Below are 19306 nucleotides of genomic sequence, written 5' to 3' on the forward strand. Positions count from 1 at the left end.
CCCGGCAGCGTAGCCGGGAACGTCAGCGATCGTCCGCCATGCGGTACTCCCCCGCCTCGAGTCGCGCGATCACGCCGTCGGTCCAGCCGGTCAGGTTGCCGAAGACGCTGCTCCAGAGTTCCAGCAGGTCGGTGGTGTGCGGCGTCTCGTAGCGGCCGGGGAAATCCGGCACCATGCCGAGCAGCTCGCGCTCCACCTCGGCGCTGCGTGTTCGCTGCTCGCGTAATCGCGCGAGCACGTGCGCGCGGGGCAGCGCGTCCATGAAGGCGATGGCGGCGCCGAGCTCCTCCATGTCGATGCTCACCAGCGCCTCGTCCATGAGCGTGCGGAACTCCCGCTCGCCCGCCGCCGTCAGCGCGTAGAGCGTCCGGCCGGGGCCGCGCTCGCCCGGCTCGGTGCCGAGCTCGCGCAGCTTGCCCTCGGCGGTGAGCTGCTTGAGCGCGTGGTGGATCGAGCCGGGGCGCACGTTGGTCCAGGTCTCGGCGCGCCAGTCGAGCAGCTCGCGGCGCACCGCGTACCCGTGTGCGGAGCCGCGCCCGCGGATCACCCCGAGCACGAGCAGGCGTACCGCGGCCATCCGCGCCCCTTCCTTGACGAGCGATGCGTGCCAACCCTAGCCTGGTAATCAAATTTGACTACCTAGGAGGGGTTGTGGCGGATACCGCCGTACCGGTCATGTGGGCGGGCGAGCTGAGCGCGACGCTGGATTTCTACCGGGCGCTCGGATACGAGGTGACGCACGAGCAGACCCGGCCGTACAGCTACGGCGCGATCCACCGGCCCGGCTACGACCTGCACTTCTTCGCTCCGCCGAAGGCCGGGGACCGGAGCACCGAGAATGTCGGCTGCCTCGTGATGGTCGGTGAGGTGGAGGAGCTGCACGCCGGTTTCAGCGCGGCGCTGCGCGCGAAGTACGGGAAGGTGCCCGCGCGCGGCATCCCCCGGATCACCCGGATGCGGCCGGGGCAGACCCGGTTCACCGTCTACGACCCGGCCGGTAACGGCGTCACCTACATCCGGCACGACGAACCGGAGATGGAGTACGGCGGCTCGTCGAAGCTCACCGGGCTGGCGAAGGTCATCGACAATGCCCGGATCCTGCGCTTCTCCAAGCAGGACGACCCCGCCGCGCGGCGCGCGCTGGAGGCCGGGCTGCGCAGGCACGGCGCCACCGCGACCGCACTCGAGCGCGCGCACGCCCTCGCCGACCTGGTGGAAATCGCGGTGGCCGAGGAGAATTCGGCCCGCGCCGCCGAGCTGCGCGGAAAGATCGCCGAGCTGGAGCTGAGCGCCGAGGAGCGGAAGGCGATCGCCGAGCACCTGCGGATCGCCACCGATCTCGCGGAGTGGCTGGACGCCGACTGAGGTTTGCGCGCGGCCGTCATCGCGGGAAGGATCGGCGACCATGTCCACGGATGTGCAGCTGATCGGCGATGCGCTGGAATTGCCCGGCGGGGTGCGGGTGACCTTCGTCCGCACCCTCCGGCTCCCCGAGGAGGGCACCTACCCGCTGCCGCCGGGGCTCGGGTCGTTCCCGCTGCGCCGGGTGGCCGACTACCCGGAGACGGCGCCTGCCGAGTGGCGCGAGCGCGGCGGCGTGATGCTCCCGGTGTACCAGCGGGAGGCCATGTGGCTGCGGTTCTCCGCGGCCGCGCCCGCCGCGCTGCGGGTCGGGATCGGCAAGGTGTGCGCGGTCTCCGGAAAGCCGTGGAGCGGGGCGTTGGCGCGGAAGCCGCAGAACTACCTCGCGCTCCCGCGGCAGCCGTGGCTGGACGGGATCAACTCCGGCACCGGGACGGTCAGGCAGTTCGTCGCGGTGCCGCTCGGACTCGGCGCGACCGTCGAGGGGCAGGTCACCGGAGCCGAGCAGTGGGGCGGGGTGCAGCTGGCGGTGCACCCGCTGACCGCGGCGGCGCGGTCGGCCTTGGAGGCCGAGCAGCGGGCCCGGCCGCCGGTCGCCAGGGCGGGCGGCCCGATGCCTGCCGCGCCCGCGGCGTACTCGGCGCCCGCGCCCGCGGGCGCCCCCGCTCGGGCCGGGGGCCCGCGGCCGCGGCGGGCGATGGGGCTCGGGGCGGGCGGCACCATGCGGCAGGAGATCGTCGCCGACACCCGCCCGCTCACCGACTACCGGCCGGAGCCGGCCGGGCGGGTCTTCGTGCACCTCGCCTCGGCGGCGGAGTGGAAGGCGATCACCGGTGAACCGGCCCCGGCCACCCCGATCACCGCGCACGCCTACGCCGAGCACGGGCTGCCGTGGTACGAGTACTACGACGCGGACGCCGACGACCTGCCCGCCGCCGACGAACTCGCCGTGGTGCGCCCCACCGGCGACTGGCTGGCCGACGAGGGCGAGAATCCGGCCGTCACGCAGCCGCTCCCGGTCATCCCGATCGGCACGAAGCCGGTGGCCGACGGCGAGTGGTGATCGGCCCGGCCGAACCTGTCACCGGGTCGCGGTAGCGTCCCGGCGGACAGCGTCCCCTACCGGGAGGAACCCACCGTGCCACCACTCGTGCGGGTACAGAACTTCGGCGTCTCCGCCGACGGCTTCGGCGCAGGCGAGGGCCAGAGCCGCGAGCGCCCCTTCGGCCACGCCGACCCGGGAGCGCTGCTCGGCTGGGCGGGCGCGACCGCGCACTGGGTGAACCGGGCCGAGCCGGGCGGCAGCTACGGCCTCGACGACTACTTCACCCGCGACTTCGACCGCAACATCGGCGCGGAGATCATGGGGCGCAACAAGTTCGGGCCGCAGCGCGGGCCGTGGGATGACCACTCGTGGGAGGGGTGGTGGGGCGCGGAGCCGCCGTTCCGCACCCCGGTCTTCGTGCTCACCCACCACCCGCGCCCCGCCATCACGCTCGGGCAGACCACCTTCCACTTCCTGGACGCCACGCCGCGGGAGGCGCTCGATCGCGCGCTCGCGGCAGCGGACGGCCGCGACGTGCGGATCGGCGGCGGCGTGCAGACCGTGCGGGAGTTCCTGGACGCCGACCTGATCGACACCATGCACGTGTCGGTCGCCCCGATCGAACTCGGCAGGGGCGAGCGGCTGTGGCGTAGCCCGGACGAGCTCACGGATCGGTTCCACCTGGAGCGGGTGCCGAGCACGAGCGGCGTGGTGCACCACCTGTTCTGGCGGCGGTAGCGCTCAGACGGCGGTGAGGATCCGCGGGCCGTCGGCGGTGACGGCGACGGTGTGCTCGGTGTGCGCGGTGCGCGAGCCGTCGGCGGAGCGGATGGTCCAGCCGTCCGGGTCGGTGACGATGCGATCGGTGGTGCGGGCGAACCAGGGCTCGATGGCGATGGTCAGGCCGGGGCGCAGCGGATAGCCGCGGCCCGCGCGCCCGGCGTTGGGGATGTGCAGCTCCTCGTGCATGGTGCGGCCGATGCCGTGGCCGCCGTACTCGGTGTTCACCGGGTAGCCCGCCGCCCGCGCGACCGCCTCGATGGCGGCGGAGACGTCGCCGATCCGGTTGCCCGGCCGCGCGGCGGCGACGGCGGCGGCCAGCGCCTCCTCGGTGGCGCGGATCAGCCGCAGGTCCTCGGCGTCCGGGGTGCCCGCCACCGTGGTGATCGCGGCGTCGGCGGCCCAGCCGTCGATGGTGACGGCGAGATCGGCGGTGAGCACGTCGCCGTCGCGCAGCGCGTAGTCGAACGGGAGGCCGTGCAGCACGGCGTCGTTCACCGACAGGCAGACGGTGTTGCGGAACGGGCCGCGGCCGAAGGACGGGGCGTAGTCCCAGTAGCAGGAGACGGCGCCGCGCTCGGCGATCCGGTCGCGCACGTAGCGCTCCAGGTCGAGCAGGTTCACGCCGACCACGGCGCGGTCGCGGACCCCGGCCAGCACGTCGGCGACGAACGCGCCGGTGACCCGCATGCGCGCGATCTCCGCGGGGGACTTCAACTCGACCATGGGCACCTCCGGTATAGGAATACCGGAGCAACGGTAGCCGAGACGGTATTTGAATACCAGCTCTTGCGGTATATCAATACCGGCCGCTACGGTGTCCGCATGGTTCGCCTCCCCCTGACCCCGGCCCAGCTCGAAGCGGGGCGCAGGCTCGGCACGCGGCTGCGCGCCGCCAGGGGCGAGCGCGACCCGGGCGCGATCGCGCACGCCGCGGGGATCTCGCCCGAGACGCTGCGCAAGATCGAGACCGGGCGGCTGCCCTCCCCCGGCTTCGGCACCGTCGTCGCGCTCTGCCACGCGCTCGACCTGCCGGTTCAGGAACTGGCCGAGGTCTGGCGCTCGGCCGGGCTGGCCGAGACCGCCTGACCCCGCGCTACTCCAGCTCGCCCTCGGACTCCAGGTAGACCTCGCGCAGGCGGTCCAGCGTCTCCGGCTCGGGCTGCGCCCACATGCCGCGCTCGGCGGCCTCCAGCAGCCGCTCGGCGATGCCGTGCAGCGCCCACGGGTTCGACTGCGTCATGAACTTGCGGTTCACGTCGTCGAAGACGTAGCTCTCGCTGAGCTTCTCGTACATCCAGTCGGCGACCACGTCGGTGGTGGCGTCGTAGCCGAAGAGGTAGTCGACGGTCGCGGCCATCTCGAAGGCGCCCTTGTAGCCGTGCCTGCGCATCGCCTCCAGCCAGCGCGGGTTCACCACGCGGGCGCGGAAGACCCGGGTGGTCTCCTCGGAGAGGGTGCGGGTGCGCACCGCGTCCGGGCGGGTGCTGTCGCCGATGTAGGCCTCCGGGTTCTTCCCGGTGAGCGCGCGCACCGTGGCGACCATGCCGCCGTGGTACTGGAAGTAGTCGTCGGAGTCGGCGATGTCGTGCTCGCGGGTGTCGGTGTTCTTCGCCGCGACCGCGATCCGCCGGTAGGCGGTGCGCATGTCGTCGGCGGCCGGGGCGCCGTCCAGGTCGCGGCCGTAGGCGAAGCCACCCCACGCGGTGTAGACCTGCGCGAGGTCGTCGTCGGTGCGCCAGCTCTTGGAATCGATGAGCTGTAGCAGGCCTGCGCCGTATGTACCCGGCTTGGAACCGAAGATCCGGGTGGTGGCGCGGCGCTCGTCGCCGTGCTCGGCGAGGTCGGCGGCGGCGTGCGCGCGGACGTAGTTCTGCTCGGCGGGCTCGTCCAGCCCGGCGACCAGCCGCACCGCGTCGTCCAGCAGCGCGAGCACGTGCGGGAAGGCGTCGCGGAAGAAGCCGCTGATCCGGACGGTGACGTCGATCCGGGGGCGGCCCAGCTCGGCGAGGTCGAGTACCTCGAGCGCGGTGACGCGGCGGCTGGCCTCGTCCCACACCGGGCGCACGCCGAGCAGCGCGAACACCTCGGCGATGTCGTCGCCGGAGGTGCGCATGGCCGCGGTGCCCCAGACCGAGATCCCGACCGAGCGCGGGTACTCGCCGTGGTCGGCCAGGTACCGCTCGAGCAGCGAGTCGGCCATGGCCTGGCCGGTCTCCCAGGCCAGCCGGGACGGGACCGCCTTGGGGTCGACCGAGTAGAAGTTGCGGCCGGTGGGGAGGACGTTGATCAGGCCGCGCAGCGGGGAGCCGCTCGGGCCGGCCGGGACGAAGCCGCCGTTCAGGGCGTGCAGGACGCGGTCCAGCTCGATGCCGGTGCCGCGCAGGCGGGGGACGACTTCGCGCGCCGCGAAGCGGAGCACCGCGCGCACGGGTTCGGTGTCGGTGACGCCGTCGAGCGCGGGGCGCGCGGCGCTGTCGGCAGCGGCCCCGAGCGCGTCGCGCGCGGCGTCCGCCGGACCGCCCGCGGCGGCGACGTTCGCGGCGACGGCGTTCGCGGCGACGGCGTTCGCGGCGGCGACGTTCGCGGCGGCGAGGTTCGCGGCGGCGGCGTCGACGATGGCGTCGACCGCGTCGACCGACCAGTCCGCGGCCTGGAGGGCGGCGACCAGCGAGCGCGCGCGCTCCTCGACGTCGTCCACGCGGGTCCGCGACTCGCCCCCGGACTCGTCAAGGCCGAGCGCCTCGCGCAGCCCCGGCACCGAGTGCTCACCGCCCCAGAGCTGGCGGGCGCGCAGCATGGCGAGCACCAGGTCGAGCTCGGTCTCCCCGGCGGGCGCCTGGCCGAGGATGTGCAGCCCGTCCCGGATCTGCACGTCCTTGATCTCGCAGAGCCACCCGTCGACGTGCAGCAGCATGTCGTCGAAGACGTCCTCCTCCGGACGCTCGGCGAGCCCCAGGTCGTGGTCCATCTTGGCGGCGCGCATGAGCGTCCAGATCTGCTGCCGGATGGCGGGCAGCTTGGCCGGGTCCAGCGCGGAGATGTTGGCGTGCTCGTCGAGCAGCTGCTCCAGCCGGGAGATGTCGCCGTAGGTCTCGGCGCGCGCCATCGGCGGGATCAGGTGGTCGACCAGGGTGGCGTGCGCCCGGCGCTTGGCCTGCGTGCCCTCGCCCGGGTCGTTGACCAGGAACGGGTAGATCAGCGGCAGGTCGCCGAGCGCGGCGTCGGTGCCGCAGGCGGCGGACATGCCGAGCGTCTTGCCAGGCAGCCACTCCAGGTTGCCGTGCTTGCCCAGGTGCACGACGGCGTCCGCGCCGAACCCGTCCGCCAGCCAGCGGTACACCGCCAGGTAGTGGTGGCTCGGCGCGAGATCCGGGTCGTGGTAGATCGCGACCGGGTTCTCGCCGAACCCGCGCGGCGGCTGCACGATCAGCACCACGTTGCCGAACCGCAGCGCGGCGATGACGATCTCGCCTGCCGGGTCGGCCGAGCGGTCCACGTAGAGCTCACCCGGCGGCGGGCCCCAGGACGCGATCACCGCTTCGCGCAGCTCGTCCGGCAGCGTCTCGAACCAGGCGGTGTAGGCGGCGGCGCCGATCCGCACCGGGTTGCCCTCGAGCTGCTCGGCGGAGAGCCAGTCCGGGTCCTGCCCGCCCGCCGCGATGAGCGCGTGGATGAGCGCGTCGCCGTCCCGCTCCTCCAGCCCGGGCACCTCGCCGGGGTCGCCGATGTCGTACCCGGCGGCGCGCAGCTCGTGCAGCAGGCGGATGGTGCTGGCCGGGGTATCGAGGCCGACGGCGTTGCCGATCCTGGCGTGCTTGGTCGGGTAGGCGGAGAGCATGAGCGCCAGCTTCTTCTCCGGGGCGGGGATGTGCCGGAGCCGGGCGTGCCTGGTCGCGATCCCGGCGACCCGGGCGGCGCGCTCCGGGTCGGGCACGTAGGTGGAGAGCCCGTCCGCGTCGAACTCCTTGAAGGAGAACGGGACCGTGATGATCCGGCCGTCGAACTCCGGCACCGCCACCTGCGTCGCGACGTCCAGCGGGGAGAGGCCGTCGTCGTTCGCCGCCCACTGCGCGCGGCCGGAGGTCAGGCAGAGCCCCTGCAGGATCGGGACGTCGAGCGCGGCCAGCGCGGCCACGTCCCACGCCTCGTCGTCGCCGCCCGCGGCGGCGGTGGCCGGGGTGCTGCCGCCCGCCGCGAGCACGGTGACGATCAGGGCGTCCGCGGCGCGCAGGGTGTCGAGCAGCGCGGGCTCGGCGGTGCGCAGCGAGGCGCAGTACACCGGCAGCGGCCTGGCGCCCGCGGCCTCCAGCGCGTCGCAGAGCGCGGCGATGTAGCCGGTGTTCCCGGCCAGGTGCTGGGCGCGGTAGTAGACCACCGCGACGGTCGGGCCGTCGAGCGCGGCGGCCGCCCGCTCCAGCACGCCCCAGGCGGGCAGCCGCACCGGCGGGCGGAAGCCGATGCCGGTGAGCAGGACGGTGTCGGAGAGGAAGTGGTGCAGCTCGCGCAGGTTGTCCGGACCGCCGGCGGCGAGGTAGTTGTGCGCGTCGGCGGCGACGCCGCCCGGCACCGTGGAGAGCTCCATGAGCTCGGCGTCCGGGGCGTTCTCGCCGCCGAGCGCGACCAGCGGGACGCCGGCGGCGCCGAGCGCGGCCAGCCCCTCCTCCCAGGCGCGCTTGCCGCCGAGGATGCGGACGATCACCAGGTCGGCGCCGTCCAGCAGCGCGGGCAGGTCGTCGACCAGCAGCCGGGCGGGGTTGGCCCACCGGTAGCCCGCGCCGCTGGCGCGGGCGCTCAGCAGATCGGTGTCGGAGGTGGAGAGCAGCAGGATCACGAACGACCTTCCTCGGGAGACGCGCCCAGCGGGATGTGGTGCTCGCCGGAGAGGGTCTGGCTGTGAACAGTGGCGCGACCGCACCGGACTCGCACCGGTTTCCTCGTGGCTTCCCGCAAGCATCCGGGATGCTACCGGCAGCAGGTGGGGGCGCTCGACGCGAGGTTCCGGGGGCGGCGGCGGCCGCAGGGGGTCCGTAGGCTGGAGCGGTCATGACGCGATCGGATGCTGATTCCTGCCCGGGGGTGCTGCGGCTGCACGAGGCCGCCGACGGGCCGCTCGCCCGGGTGCGGGTGCCCGGCGGGCAGCTGGGAGCCGCCGGGCTGCAGGCGCTGGCCGAGGCGGCGGCGGAGCTCGGGGACGGCGCGCTGGAGCTGACCTCGCGCGGGAACGTCCAGCTGCGCGGGATCCGGGACGCCGCCGCGCTCACCGAGCGGCTCGGCGCGGCCGGGCTGCTGCCGACCGCCACCCACGAGCGGGTGCGCAATATCGTCGCCTCGCCGCTCTCCGGGCTGGCAGGCGGGGTGGCCGACGTGCGCGAGCTGGTCCCGGCGCTCGATGCCGGGCTGCGGGCCGCGCCGGAGCTGGCCGGGCTGCCGGGCCGGGTGCTCTTCACGCTGGACGACGGGCGCGGGGACGTCAGCGGGTTCGGCGGCGACATCGGCCTGCACGCGGTCGAGCCCGGGGTGTTCGCGGTGCTGCTCGCCGGGGCGGACAGCGGGATCCGGGTCGCCGCCGGGGACGCGGTCGGGCTGGTGCTCGCCGCCGCCCGCGCCTTCGCGCAGGTCCGCGGGGGCGGGTGGCGGTTGGCCGAGGTCGCGGACGGGGCCGCGCGGGTGCGCGAGCTGCTCGGGTTCGCCTCCACCGCGCCGGGGCCGGTGCTCCCCGACCCCGCCGACCACCCGCCGATCGGCTGGCTCCCGCAGGACGACGGGCTGGTCGCGCTCGGCGCCGGGGTCCGGCTCGGGGTGCTGCCCGCGCGCACCGCGCTCTTCGTCGCGGCCGTCGAGAAGCCGGTGCTGGTGACGCCGTGGCGCGGGCTGGTCCTCCCCGACCTCGACGAGTGGAGCGCCGAGCAGGTGGTCCGGGTGCTCGCCCCGATGGGGCTGATCTTCGACGCGGAGTCGCCGTGGGTGCGGGTCAGCAGCTGCGCCGGGGCGCCAGGGTGCGCGAAGTCGCACACGGACGTGCGCGCCGATGCCACCGCCGCGGTGGAGTCGGGGCGGGTGGCGAGCCCTGCCGACGGGACGGGTGCGGCGCTCGGCCCGATTCCCGCCGGGGACGTCCTGGCGTCCGGACGCCAGCACTGGTCCGGGTGCGAGCGGCGGTGCGGGCACCCGCACGGCCCGGCGACCGATATCGTCGCCGGCCCGGACGGCTACCGGGTGACCGGGCCCTGACCGCCCACGTCCTACTGTTGTGCCCATGTCCGTAACCCGTGCCGGCTACCTCACCGATGGCGCCGAGATCTACCGGCGGTCCTTCGCCACCATCAGGGCGGAGGCGAACCTGGAGCGCTTCCCCGCCGACGTCGCGCAGGTGGCGGTGCGGATGATCCACGGCACCGGACAGGTCGACCTCGCCGACGACATCGCCTTCTCCCCCGGCGTCGTCACCGCCGCCCGCACCGCGCTCCGGGCGGGCGCCCCCATCCTCTGCGACGCGACCATGGTCGCCGCCGGCGTCACCCGCAAGCGCCTGCCCGCCGAGAACGAGGTGCTCTGCACCCTCGGCGACCCGCGCACCCCCGCGCTCGCGGCCGAGCTCGGCACCACCCGCTCCGCCGCCGCGCTCGAGCTGTGGCGGGACCGGCTGGCCGGCGCCGTCGTCGCCATCGGCAACGCGCCGACCGCGCTCTTCCACCTCTTCGACATGCTCGACGCCGGGGCCCCGCGCCCCGCCGCGATCCTCGGCATCCCGGTCGGCTTCATCGGCGCGGCCGAGTCCAAGGAGGCGCTGATCTGCTACGGCGGGGTCGAGTACCTGACGGTGCGCGGCAGGCGCGGCGGCAGCGCCGTCACCGCGTCGGCGCTGAACGCGATCGCGAGCGAGACGGAGTGAGCGGCAAGCTGTGGGGCATCGGGCTCGGCCCCGGCGACCCGGAACTCGTCACCGTCAAGGCGGCGCGGATCATCGGCGCGGCGGATGTGGTCGCCTTCCACAGCGCCAGGCACGGGCGCAGCATCTCGCGCGCGACCGCGGCGCCCTACCTGCGGGCGGGGCAGCTCGAGGAGCACCTCGTCTACCCGGTCACCACCGAGACCACCGACCATCCCGGCGGGTACCAGGGTGCCATCGACGAGTTCTACGAGCAGGCCGCCGAGCGGCTCGCGGCGCACCTCGCGGCCGGGCGCTCGGTGGCGCTGCTCGCTGCGGGTGACCCGCTCTTCTACAGCTCGTACATGCACATGCACCGGCGGCTCGCCGATCGCTTCGAGGCCGAGGTCGTTCCGGGCGTGACCTCGGTGAGCGCCGCCTCGGCCGCGCTCGGCACCCCGCTGGTCGAGGGCGAGCAGGTGCTCACCGTGCTGCCCGGCACGCTGCCCGCCGCCGAGCTCGCCGAGCGGTTGCGCTCCACCGAGGCGGCGGCGGTCCTCAAGCTCGGCCGCACGTATCCGGCCGTGCGGCAGGCGCTCGCCGACTCCGGCCGGCTCGACGACGCCTTCTACGTCGAGCGCGCCAGCACCGGTCGGCAGCGGATTCAGCGCGCCGCCGACGTGGACGACAGCAGCGTCCCGTACTTCGCCATCGCCGTCGTGCCAGGGCCGAAGCCGGAGACGCGGATTCCGCTGACCGCGGCAGGGGTTCGAGCGGAGCCTCCGCGCGCGGCGAGCGACAACGGAGCCGAGCGGGGCGGCCGGGCCGGCACCGGCGACAGTGCGGCGCCCGCCGCGCGCAGTGGCGACGGCGGCGCGCTCGCGGGCAGTGGCGACGGCGGCGCGCTCGCGGGCAGTGGCGGCGAGGTGGTCGTCGTCGGCCTCGGGCCGGGCGACCCGAACTGGACCACGCCCGAGGTCACCGCGGCCCTCGCCGAGGCGACCGACCTCGTCGGGTACACCACCTACATCGATCGGGTCCCGCCCAGGCCGGGCCAGCGCAGGCACGCCAGCGACAACCGGGTGGAGTCCGAGCGCGCCGCGATGGCGCTCGACCTGGCCCGGCGCGGCGCCCGCGTCGCCGTCGTCTCCTCGGGCGACCCCGGCGTCTTCGCCATGGCCGCCGCCGTCCTTGAGGAGGCCGCGGACCCGCGCTGGGCGGGCGTCCCGGTCCGGGTGCTGCCTGGCGTCACCGCCGCGCACGCCGTCGCGGCCAGGGCGGGCGCCCCGCTCGGCCACGACTACGCGACGATCTCGCTCTCCGACCGCCTCAAGCCGTGGGAGGTGGTGGCCGGGCGGCTCGCCGCGGTCGCCGCCGCCGACATGGCCATCGCCGTCTACAACCCGGGATCGTCCCAGCGCACCTGGCAGGTCGGCGCCATGCGGGACCTGCTGCTCGAGCACCGCGCCCCGGACACCCCGGTGATCCTCGGCCGCGATGTCGGCGGCCCGGCCGAATCCGTCCGCGTCGTCGCGCTCGCCGAGCTCGACCCGGCCGAGGTCGACATGCGCACCCTGCTGATCATCGGCGCCTCCACCACCGCGGTGCACGGCCGGCGGGTCTTCACCTCGCGCCGCTACGCCGCCCTGCCGCGCTAATATTCCACAAAGGAAGGTGCGCAGCATGACCGAACCCAAGACCAAACCGCTGAACGCCACCGCGGCCTCGCTGCTCGGCTTCCTGCACGAGGGCCCGCGCTCCGGCTGGGACCTGGTGACCGAGGCCCAGCAGCGGATCGGCGACTTCTGGACCGTCACCCAGAGCCAGGTCTACCGCGAACTCGCCGCCATGGACGCCGCGGGGCTGGTCGAGAAGGGCGCGGCGGGCGCCCGCGAGCGCACCCCGTACCGCATCACCGAGGCGGGCAAGGCCGCCTTCGGCGAGTGGATCGCCCGCGACCCCGGCACCGAGACCATCCGCGTCCCGCTGCTCCTCACGCTCTCCTTCGGCGAACACCTGGACCGCTCGCACGTGGACCGCATCGTCGCCGCGAACCGCACGGTGCACCAGCAACGCCTGGCCGGCTACCTGGCCGAGGAGTGCCCGCCGCAGGCCCGCTACCAGCGCGCGACACTGGAGTTCGGCATCCGCTACGAGCGCGCGGTACTCGGCTGGTTCGACGATCTCGCCGCGATCCTGGACGGCCGCCCGCCGGGGTGAGCCGTCTTTCCGGGAACACCGCACCGGGTGCGGAGCTCTCCGCACGACATCACCGCCCCCGCAGCCACGCCATCGCCTCGTCCACGCCGGCGACCACCGGCGCGCCACCGGCGGGCAGCGGGGGCCGGTCGACCACGATCACCGGCACCCCGAGTTCGCGGGCGGCGACCAGCTTCGCCTCGGTATCCGGCCCGCCGCTGTCCTTGGTGACCAGCACGTCGATCCGGTGCGCGCGCAGCAGCGCGATCTCGTCATCGACGGCGAACGGCCCCCGCGCGAGCAGGATCTCGTGCGCGGCGGGCAGCGGCGGGTCGGGCGGGTCGATGGCGCGGATCAGGAACCACGCCTCCGCGACATCGGCGAAGGCGGAGACGCCCTGCCTGCCGATGGTCAGGAAGACCCGGCCGCGCAGCCCGGCGGCGGCGTCGGGCAGCGCGGGCACGCGGGTCCACGAATCCCCCTGCGCGGCAACCCAGCCGGGGCGGCGCAGGTGCAGCAGCGGGATGCCTGCCGCGGCAGCCGCCTCGGCGGCGTGCGAGCTCATCACCGCGGCGAACGGGTGCGTGGCATCGACCAGGATGTCGATCGCGTTGTCGCGGAGGTACTCCCGCAACCCCGCGACCCCGCCGAACCCCCCGACCCGCACCTCCCCCTCGGGCAGCACGGGCGCACGAACGCGGCCGGCGAGCGAGGACACGATATCGAGTCCCTGCTCGCCGGCCGCGATGGAGGCGAGGCTCCGCGCTTCGGCGGTTCCGCCCAGGATCAGAACCCGGGTCAGGGCTGGCCGCTGAAGTAGGCGGCGCCCGCGTTCAGCAGGGACGGGCCGCCGGCCACGAGCAGGCCGATGACGCCGCCGATCACGGCGCCCGGGATGATGGTGACGATGCCGACCAGGCCGAGCAGGGCGCCGATGACGGCGCCGACGGCGGCACCGAGCGAGGCGCGCTGCAGCTCGGCGAAGAACCAGTCCTGCGAGGAGATGTCCTTGATGCCGCCGACCGAACCGGCGACCGGGGTCAGCGTGAGGGCGGTGCCGTCCGCGCTGACGGCGGCGCCGATCGCGACGTCCCTGTCCTGCGCCTTGCCGCTCAGCGGGATCGTGGTGACGACCTCGCCCGCGGCGTTGGTCAGGGTGACCGAGCCCTGGTCGGCGTTCAGGCTGAACGCGCCGCCGGTGACCGTGGTGACGATCGACTTGCCCGCGTCGGCGAGCGCGACGGCGTAGTCGACGCCCTTGTCCTGGCCCTGCACCGAGGGCGAGGCGGGCTGCTGCTGCTCGGCGGGCGCGGCGGGGACCGGGGCCGCGTAGCCGGTGCCGGAGGCGATGCCGGTGGCGGCGGCCGCGAGCAGCGCGGTGGCGGCGAACTTGCTGTACTTCATCTGTCTCCCCATCAGGAAAATCCGGTTTCCGGGTGGCCGGAACTCGGGCCCGACCCTACCCCTTCGCACCGCCGTGTTTCAGGATCCCGCTGGTGATTCACCGGTTTTCCGGACCGTCCAGTGCGTCACCGGCAGCTGTGGCGACCACGTGGTGAACCCGCCGAGCGGCGTACCCCGATACACCTGGTAGCGGCGCAGGGCGCCGCCGTACCGCTGCGAGTTCGCCAGGAGCAGGGCCTCGGACTCGGCGGTGACCGCGGCCGCGACCAGGCGGCCGCCGGACGGCAGCGCGACCCAGCACGCCTCCAGCAACCCCGGTTGAGTGATTCCGCCACCGACGAAAACGGCGTCCGGTGTCCCGTCCCACGGCTGGAAATCCGGGGCGGCGCCGCGCACGGCGATGCCGGGGACGCCGAGCGCGCGGGCATTGGCGGTGATCCGCTCGCGGCGGTCGGCGCGCTGCTCGAAGGTGACCGCGCGGCAGCTCGGGTGGGTGCGGCACCACTCGATGGCGATGGTGCCGGAGCCGCCGCCGACATCCCAGAGCAGCTCGCCGGGGGCCGGGGCCAGCGCGGCCAGGGTGAGCGCGCGGATCTCGGCCTTGGTGAACTGGCCGTCGCCGCCGTAGACGGCGTCCGGGAGGCCGGGGGTGCGGGTCAGCCGGAGCGCGTCGGCGTCGGCCACGGCGTCGACGGCGACGATATTGAGCGGGTCGCACGCGGTGTGCGGCCAGTCGGCGGCGGTGCCGGTGCGCCGGTGTTCGGCTGGGCCGCCGAGCTGCTCGAGCACGGTCAGCCTCGACCGGGCGAAGTGGTTGTCGCGCAACAGTTCCGCGAGGGTTCCCGGGGTGGTGCCGTCGGCGCTGAGCAGCAGGATCCGGCGGCCGTCGGCGAGCTCGGGCAGCACCGTCTCGACCGGCCGCCCGACCGCGCTCACCACCGCGACGTCCTGCGCCGCCCAGCCGAGCCGGGCACAGGCCAGCGCCACCGACGACGGCTGCGGCCGCACCCGCAGCGCCGCGGGCCCGTACAGCCCGGCGAGCGTGCTGCCGATCCCGAAGAACATGGGGTCACCGCTCGCCAGCACCGCGACCCGCTCCCCCGCGTACCCGGCGAGCAGCCCCGGCAGCGCGGGCACCAGCGGCGACGGCCACGCGATCCGCCGCGCGGGCACCTCGCGGGCAGGCACCAGATCGAGCTGCCTGGCGGAACCGAACAGCACCGCGCACTCCGCGAGTTCGGCCCGCACACCGGGCACGATCCCCGCCCACCCGTCCGCCCCGATCCCGGCGACGAGAATGGGCGCGCCGCGCCACGCCGGTTCGCTCATACCGTGCCCGCCGCGACGAGCGGCTCGGCTCTCACCGCGGCATCCGCCGCCACACCGCCTGCGGCAGCAGCCGCGTCCCGGCGATGATCGGCCGCAGTGCCGACGGCACCCAGACCCGCGCCTTCCCCCGGTGCAGCGCGCGCACGACGGCCGCCGCGACCTGGGCGGGCGTGCTGGAGAACGGGGCCGGAGTCATCCCCTCGGTCATCCGCCCGATCACGAACCCGGGCCGCACCAGCAGCAGCCGCACCCCGGTCCCGTGCAGCGCGTCCCCGAGCCCGGAGGCGAAACCGTCGAGCCCGGCCTTGGCCGAGCCGTAGACGTAGTTCGCCCGGCGCACCCGCGCCCCGGCGATCGAGGAGAAGACGACGAGCTGCCCCGCCCCCTGCGCCCGCATGAGGTTCGCCAGCGTGGTGAGCACCGAGACCTGCGCGACGAAGTCGGTGTGCACGACGGCGACGGCGTGCGCCGGATCCCGCTCCGCGCGGGCCTGATCGCCGAGGACGCCGAAGGCGAGCACCGCCACCCCGATCGGCCCGTGCTCGGCGGCGGCCTTCTCCAGCAGCGCCGGGTGGCTCGCGATGTCGTCGGCGTCGAACTCGATCGCATGCACGGCGACGGCACCGGCCGCGGTCACCCGCGCGGCCTCGGCGGCCAGCTCGGCGCTGCGCCGCGCGGCGAGCAGCACGGTGCGGCCGGGCGCGAGCCGCTCCGCCACCTCGAGCCCGATCTCGCTGCGTCCCCCGAGCACCAGCACGGTTCCTTCTCCCATGCGCCCATCCTGTCAGGCACCGGGCGCGGCGCCGGAGCGCGCCCCGGCTACGGTCGTGCCATGACGACCGGCATCACGCAGCTCTCCCCCGCCGCCAGCGAATTCGTCACCGAGCGGCACCTGGCCACGCTCAGCACGCTCCGCGCCGACGGCACCCCGCAGGTGACCGCGGTCGGCTTCACCTGGGATCCGGAGGCCGGGCTGGCCCGGGTGATCACCGACAACGGCTCGGTGAAGGTGCGCAACGCGCGCCGCTCCGGCTACGCCGCGGTGAGCCAGGTCGACGGGCCGCGCTGGCTCACCCTGGAGGGCCCGGCCGAGGTGCTGGACGACCCGGCGAGCGTCGCCGACGCCGAGCGGCGCTACGCCGCCCGCTACCGGGTCCCCCGGGAGAACCCGACCCGCGTGGTCCTCGTCATCCGGGTGGCGAAGGTGCTGTCCAGCCGCACCCTGCGCGACCGATAGCGGCTCAGAGTACGGTCAGCCCGTGCGGCTGCTGGTTCACGGACTCGCACCCGTCCTCGGTCACCACGACGATGTCCTCGATCCGGGCGCCCCACTCCCCGGGGAAGTAGATCCCCGGCTCCACGCTGAAGGCCATCCCCGCGCGCAGCTCGAGGTCGTTGCCTGCCACGATGTAGGGCTCCTCGTGCACCGAGAGCCCGATCCCGTGCCCGGTGCGGTGCACGAAGGCGTCGCCGTACCCGGCGTCGGTGAGCGGAGCCCGCGCGGCGGCGTCCACCGCTTCGGCGCGCACCCCCGGCCGCACCGCGGCGACCGCGGCCGCCTGCGCCCGCTCCAGCTCCGCGATCCGCTTCGCGACCTCGGCCCGCGGCTCGCCGAGCACATAGGTGCGGGTGCTGTCGGAGTAGTAGCCGGGGTCCACCGGCCCGCCGATATCGATGACCACCACGTCGCCGCGCTGGATCACCCGGTTGGAGACCTCGTGGTGCGGGTCGGCGCCGTGCGGGCCGCTGCCGACGATGATGAAGGCGGCCTCGGTGTGCCCCTCCTCCTGGATGGCGCGATCGATGTCCGCGGCGACCTGCGCCTCGGTGCGCCCCGCCATGAGGAAGTCGCCCATCCTGGCGTGCACCCGGTCGATGGCGGCGCCCGCCCGGCGCAGTGCGTCGATCTCCGCCTCGTCCTTGATCATCCGCAGTTCGCGCAGCACCGGGGTGGCCGAGACCGGCAGCCCGGAGAACGACTCGGCCAGCGGGATCAGGTGCAGCGCGGGCATGGCGTCGGCCACCGCGACCCGCGACCCGGCGTGCAGCGCGGAGCGGACCAGCTTGTACGGGTCGGTGCCGTCCACCCAGTCGAGCACGCGCAGTCCGAGATCGGAGACCGCGGAGCCGTGCAGCGAGGCCAGCTCCAGCTTGGGCACGACCACCGCGGGGGTGGCGCCGTCGGCATTGATCACCAGGCAGGTGAGCCGCTCGAACGACTGCGCCGCCGACCCGAGCAGGTAGCGCAGGTCGGGGCCGGGGGTGACCAGCAGGGCGTCCAGGTGCGCGGCGCGCATGGCCGCGACCGCCCGCTCGAGCCGGTCGCCGTAGACATCCGCCGCGAACCGCGTCTCCTCACTCATGGAACGACCGTACCCGGCACCCGGCCGGCCCGCGTGCAACGCCCGCCGTGCAGGCGCCGAATGGGGCCGCGCGGCCGAACTCGGTCCTCGCCGGTGCGGGCGCGCGTGCGCCGGAGCGAACGGCCCGCGCGGCGGCACGTCCCGGTGTCGGGGATGCCGGGTACCCTTCGGCCCGTGAGCGATCCCGACCGGCCCCTGCTGCTGCTCGACGGCGCGAGCCTGTGGTTCCGCGCGTTCCACGCCATCCCGGACAAGCTGACCGCGCCCGACGGCCGCTCGGTGAACGCGGTGCGCGGCTTCACCGACATGGTCGCCTCGCTGGTCACCAAGCACACCCCGAGCCGGCTGGTGGTCGCGCTCGACCTGGACTGGCGCCCGGCCTACCGGGTCGAGCTGGTGCCGAGCTACAAGGCGCACCGGCTGGACACCGCCGCACCGCCCGGCACCGAGGCGGTGCCGGACAAGCTGACCCCGCAGGTGGAGATGATCCTGGAGGTGCTGGCGGCGGCCGGGATCGCGACCGGCGGCGCCGAGGGGCTGGAGGCCGACGACGTGCTCGGCACGCTCGCCGACCGGGAGCGCACCGACCCGGTGGTGGTGGTGAGCGGCGACCGCGACCTGCTGCAGCTGGTGCGCGACGAGCCGGAGCCGCGGGTCCGGGTGCTCTACGCCGGGCGCGGGCTGGCCAAGGCGGAGCTGTTCGGGCCGGCCGAGGTGGCGGCGAGGTACGGGGTGCCGGTGCCGAACGCGGGCCCGGCCTACGCGGACATGGCGACGCTGCGCGGCGACGCCTCGGACGGGTTGCCCGGCGTCGCCGGAATCGGCGACAAGTCGGCGGCCACGCTCATCCAGCGCTTCGGCTCGCTGGAGGCGCTGCGCGCCGCGGTCGAGGATCCGGCGGCCGACCTGGCCGCGGGCGTCCGCGCGAAACTCCGCGCCGCCGCCGATTACCTGACCGCCGCGGCCCCGGTGGTGCGCGTGGTCCGCGATGCCGACGTCGCGCTCTCCACCGACGATGCCCTCCCCGCCGAGCCAGCGGATCCGGAGCGGCTGCGCGAACTCGCCGCGACGTACAACGCGGAGAGCCCGATCGAGCGGCTGATCAAGGCCCTGGCCGCGGCGCACGCGGGCTGACCGGCAGCCCCGGACCCGGGCGCGCCCGCCCGAGCTCCGCGCGACTACGCACCCCCGGACATGACGAACCGGGCGACGCCCCTCGTCGGCGCCGCCCGGAACCACCCGGACCTCCCGGCGGAGCCCGCCGGGACCGATCTCAGCTGGGCCGGCCGACCTCGTAGGTCCCGTCGTCCCTGGTGATCTTCACCTGGACCGTCTTCTGCTCACCGCTGACGTCGACGGTGCACTGGAAGACCGCGTCCACCTCGACCTTCTGCCCGGAGGGGCAGGAGACCGAGCCGACATCCTGGATGCCGTAGGAATCGCCGAGCACCTTCTCGACGCCGTCCTGCACGGCGGCCTGGTCCAGCTTGTCGGTCGCGGTGACGGCGAGAACGAGCGCGACGATCAGCCCGACGACGACGAGCCCGCCGACGACCAGCCCGATCAGCAGCCCCTTGCCCTTGCCACCCTGCTGCGGCTGCTGGGGCTGCCCCCACTGCTGCTGCGGCTGGCCCCACGGCTGCTGCGGCTGCCCCGGCTGCGGCTGCTGCCACTGCGGCTGGGATTGCTGCGGCTGCTGCTGGCCCCACGGCTGGGACTGCTGTGGCTGCTGCTGCCCCCACTGCGGCTGCGACTGCCCCCACTGCTGCTGCGGTTGCTGCGACTGGTCACCCCCGCCCCACTGCTGGGTCGGCTGGGCCTGCGAGGGGGGCTGACCGGTCCACTGCTGCGTCGGCTGCGCGCCGCTCACCGGTTGCTGTCCACCCCACTGCTGGGTGGGATCGTTGCGTCCCTGGTCGGGGCCGCTCGGTCCGTACGGGCCGCTCATCCAGT

The 19306-nt window shown here is 74.7% G+C and carries 19 protein-coding genes; 10 read left to right on the plus strand and 9 right to left on the minus strand.

Going from position 1 to position 19306, the window contains the following annotated elements:
• Positions 1-22 precede the first annotated feature (22 nt).
• Positions 23-577: a PadR family transcriptional regulator gene (locus LTT61_RS06210; protein WP_233018973.1), complete on the minus strand. Its 555-nt coding sequence runs from the start codon at positions 575-577 to the stop codon at positions 23-25.
• 74 nt (positions 578-651) lie between these two features.
• On the opposite strand from LTT61_RS06210, the gene LTT61_RS06215 reads away from it, so the two are divergent.
• The 3 genes from LTT61_RS06215 to LTT61_RS06225 all read left to right on the plus strand — a co-directional run bounded on the left by LTT61_RS06215 (position 652) and on the right by LTT61_RS06225 (position 3145).
• Positions 652-1365, plus strand: coding sequence for a VOC family protein (locus LTT61_RS06215; RefSeq protein ID WP_233018974.1), 714 nt, complete (start codon positions 652-654; stop codon positions 1363-1365).
• Between the two features lie 40 nt (positions 1366-1405).
• Positions 1406-2425 carry a hypothetical protein gene (locus tag LTT61_RS06220; RefSeq protein WP_233018975.1) on the plus strand — a complete coding sequence of 340 codons (1020 nt, stop codon included), beginning with the start codon at positions 1406-1408 and terminating at the stop codon, positions 2423-2425.
• A 75-nt stretch (positions 2426-2500) separates the two neighbouring features.
• The gene (locus LTT61_RS06225; protein ID WP_233018976.1) at positions 2501-3145 is read left to right on the plus strand and encodes a dihydrofolate reductase family protein; all 645 of its coding nucleotides are present in this window, start codon (positions 2501-2503) and stop codon (positions 3143-3145) included.
• Positions 3146-3148: 3 nt separating this feature from the next.
• Here LTT61_RS06225 and map read toward each other — a convergent pair whose 3' ends face one another.
• Positions 3149-3913 (minus strand): type I methionyl aminopeptidase, encoded by a 765-nt coding sequence (gene map / locus LTT61_RS06230; RefSeq protein ID WP_233018977.1) that lies wholly within the window; start codon positions 3911-3913, stop codon positions 3149-3151.
• A 99-nt stretch (positions 3914-4012) separates the two neighbouring features.
• On the opposite strand from map, the gene LTT61_RS06235 reads away from it, so the two are divergent.
• Positions 4013-4276, plus strand: a complete 264-nt coding sequence (locus LTT61_RS06235) for a helix-turn-helix transcriptional regulator (RefSeq protein WP_233018978.1) — start codon at positions 4013-4015, stop codon at positions 4274-4276.
• Positions 4277-4283: 7 nt separating this feature from the next.
• Here the strand turns inward: LTT61_RS06235 and cobN are convergent, their stop codons facing one another.
• Positions 4284-8021 (minus strand): cobaltochelatase subunit CobN, encoded by a 3738-nt coding sequence (cobN, locus tag LTT61_RS06240; protein WP_233018979.1) that lies wholly within the window; start codon positions 8019-8021, stop codon positions 4284-4286.
• Between the two features lie 212 nt (positions 8022-8233).
• Between cobN and cobG the strand changes: the two genes are divergently transcribed.
• Genes cobG through LTT61_RS06260 form a run of 4 tightly spaced genes read left to right on the plus strand, consistent with a single transcriptional unit; the run spans position 8234 to position 12278 of the window.
• Complete coding sequence (cobG, locus tag LTT61_RS06245) at positions 8234-9421, plus strand: precorrin-3B synthase (protein ID WP_233018980.1); 1188 nt, start codon at positions 8234-8236, stop codon at positions 9419-9421.
• 25 nt (positions 9422-9446) lie between these two features.
• Positions 9447-10082 (plus strand): precorrin-8X methylmutase, encoded by a 636-nt coding sequence (locus LTT61_RS06250; protein ID WP_233018981.1) that lies wholly within the window; start codon positions 9447-9449, stop codon positions 10080-10082.
• Positions 10079-11716, plus strand: a complete 1638-nt coding sequence (locus LTT61_RS06255; protein ID WP_233018982.1) for a precorrin-2 C(20)-methyltransferase — start codon at positions 10079-10081, stop codon at positions 11714-11716. The genes LTT61_RS06250 and LTT61_RS06255 overlap by 4 nt, the downstream gene beginning before the upstream one ends.
• 25 nt (positions 11717-11741) lie before the next feature.
• A complete protein-coding gene (locus tag LTT61_RS06260) occupies positions 11742-12278 on the plus strand; it encodes a PadR family transcriptional regulator (RefSeq protein WP_233018983.1) in 537 nt (178 codons plus the stop codon).
• 49 nt (positions 12279-12327) lie between these two features.
• Here LTT61_RS06260 and LTT61_RS06265 read toward each other — a convergent pair whose 3' ends face one another.
• The 4 genes from LTT61_RS06265 to LTT61_RS06280 form a co-directional block, all read right to left on the minus strand.
• Positions 12328-13059 carry a cobalt-precorrin-6A reductase gene (locus LTT61_RS06265; protein WP_233020890.1) on the minus strand — a complete coding sequence of 244 codons (732 nt, stop codon included), beginning with the start codon at positions 13057-13059 and terminating at the stop codon, positions 12328-12330.
• Positions 13056-13661 carry a hypothetical protein gene (locus tag LTT61_RS06270; RefSeq protein WP_233018984.1) on the minus strand — a complete coding sequence of 202 codons (606 nt, stop codon included), beginning with the start codon at positions 13659-13661 and terminating at the stop codon, positions 13056-13058. The genes LTT61_RS06265 and LTT61_RS06270 overlap by 4 nt, the downstream gene beginning before the upstream one ends.
• 78 nt (positions 13662-13739) lie before the next feature.
• The gene (gene cbiE / locus LTT61_RS06275; RefSeq protein ID WP_233018985.1) at positions 13740-14990 is read right to left on the minus strand and encodes a precorrin-6y C5,15-methyltransferase (decarboxylating) subunit CbiE; all 1251 of its coding nucleotides are present in this window, start codon (positions 14988-14990) and stop codon (positions 13740-13742) included.
• Between the two features lie 31 nt (positions 14991-15021).
• A complete protein-coding gene (locus LTT61_RS06280; RefSeq protein ID WP_233018986.1) occupies positions 15022-15762 on the minus strand; it encodes an SDR family NAD(P)-dependent oxidoreductase in 741 nt (246 codons plus the stop codon).
• Positions 15763-15822: 60 nt separating this feature from the next.
• On the opposite strand from LTT61_RS06280, the gene LTT61_RS06285 reads away from it, so the two are divergent.
• Positions 15823-16227, plus strand: a complete 405-nt coding sequence (locus LTT61_RS06285; protein ID WP_233018987.1) for a PPOX class F420-dependent oxidoreductase — start codon at positions 15823-15825, stop codon at positions 16225-16227.
• Positions 16228-16231: 4 nt separating this feature from the next.
• On the opposite strand, the gene LTT61_RS06290 is transcribed toward LTT61_RS06285, so the two are convergent.
• Positions 16232-17353: a M24 family metallopeptidase gene (locus tag LTT61_RS06290; protein WP_233018988.1), complete on the minus strand. Its 1122-nt coding sequence runs from the start codon at positions 17351-17353 to the stop codon at positions 16232-16234.
• A 174-nt stretch (positions 17354-17527) separates the two neighbouring features.
• Between LTT61_RS06290 and LTT61_RS06295 the strand changes: the two genes are divergently transcribed.
• On the plus strand, positions 17528-18487 hold the full coding sequence (locus tag LTT61_RS06295) for a 5'-3' exonuclease (protein ID WP_233018989.1): 960 nt from the start codon (positions 17528-17530) through the stop codon (positions 18485-18487).
• Between the two features lie 139 nt (positions 18488-18626).
• On the opposite strand, the gene LTT61_RS06300 is transcribed toward LTT61_RS06295, so the two are convergent.
• Positions 18627-19301 (minus strand): DUF4333 domain-containing protein, encoded by a 675-nt coding sequence (locus LTT61_RS06300; RefSeq protein ID WP_233018990.1) that lies wholly within the window; start codon positions 19299-19301, stop codon positions 18627-18629.
• Positions 19302-19306: the final 5 nt, after the last annotated feature.

Source organism: Nocardia asteroides (assembly GCF_021183625.1).
Lineage (GTDB): Bacteria > Actinomycetota > Actinomycetes > Mycobacteriales > Mycobacteriaceae > Nocardia > Nocardia asteroides_A.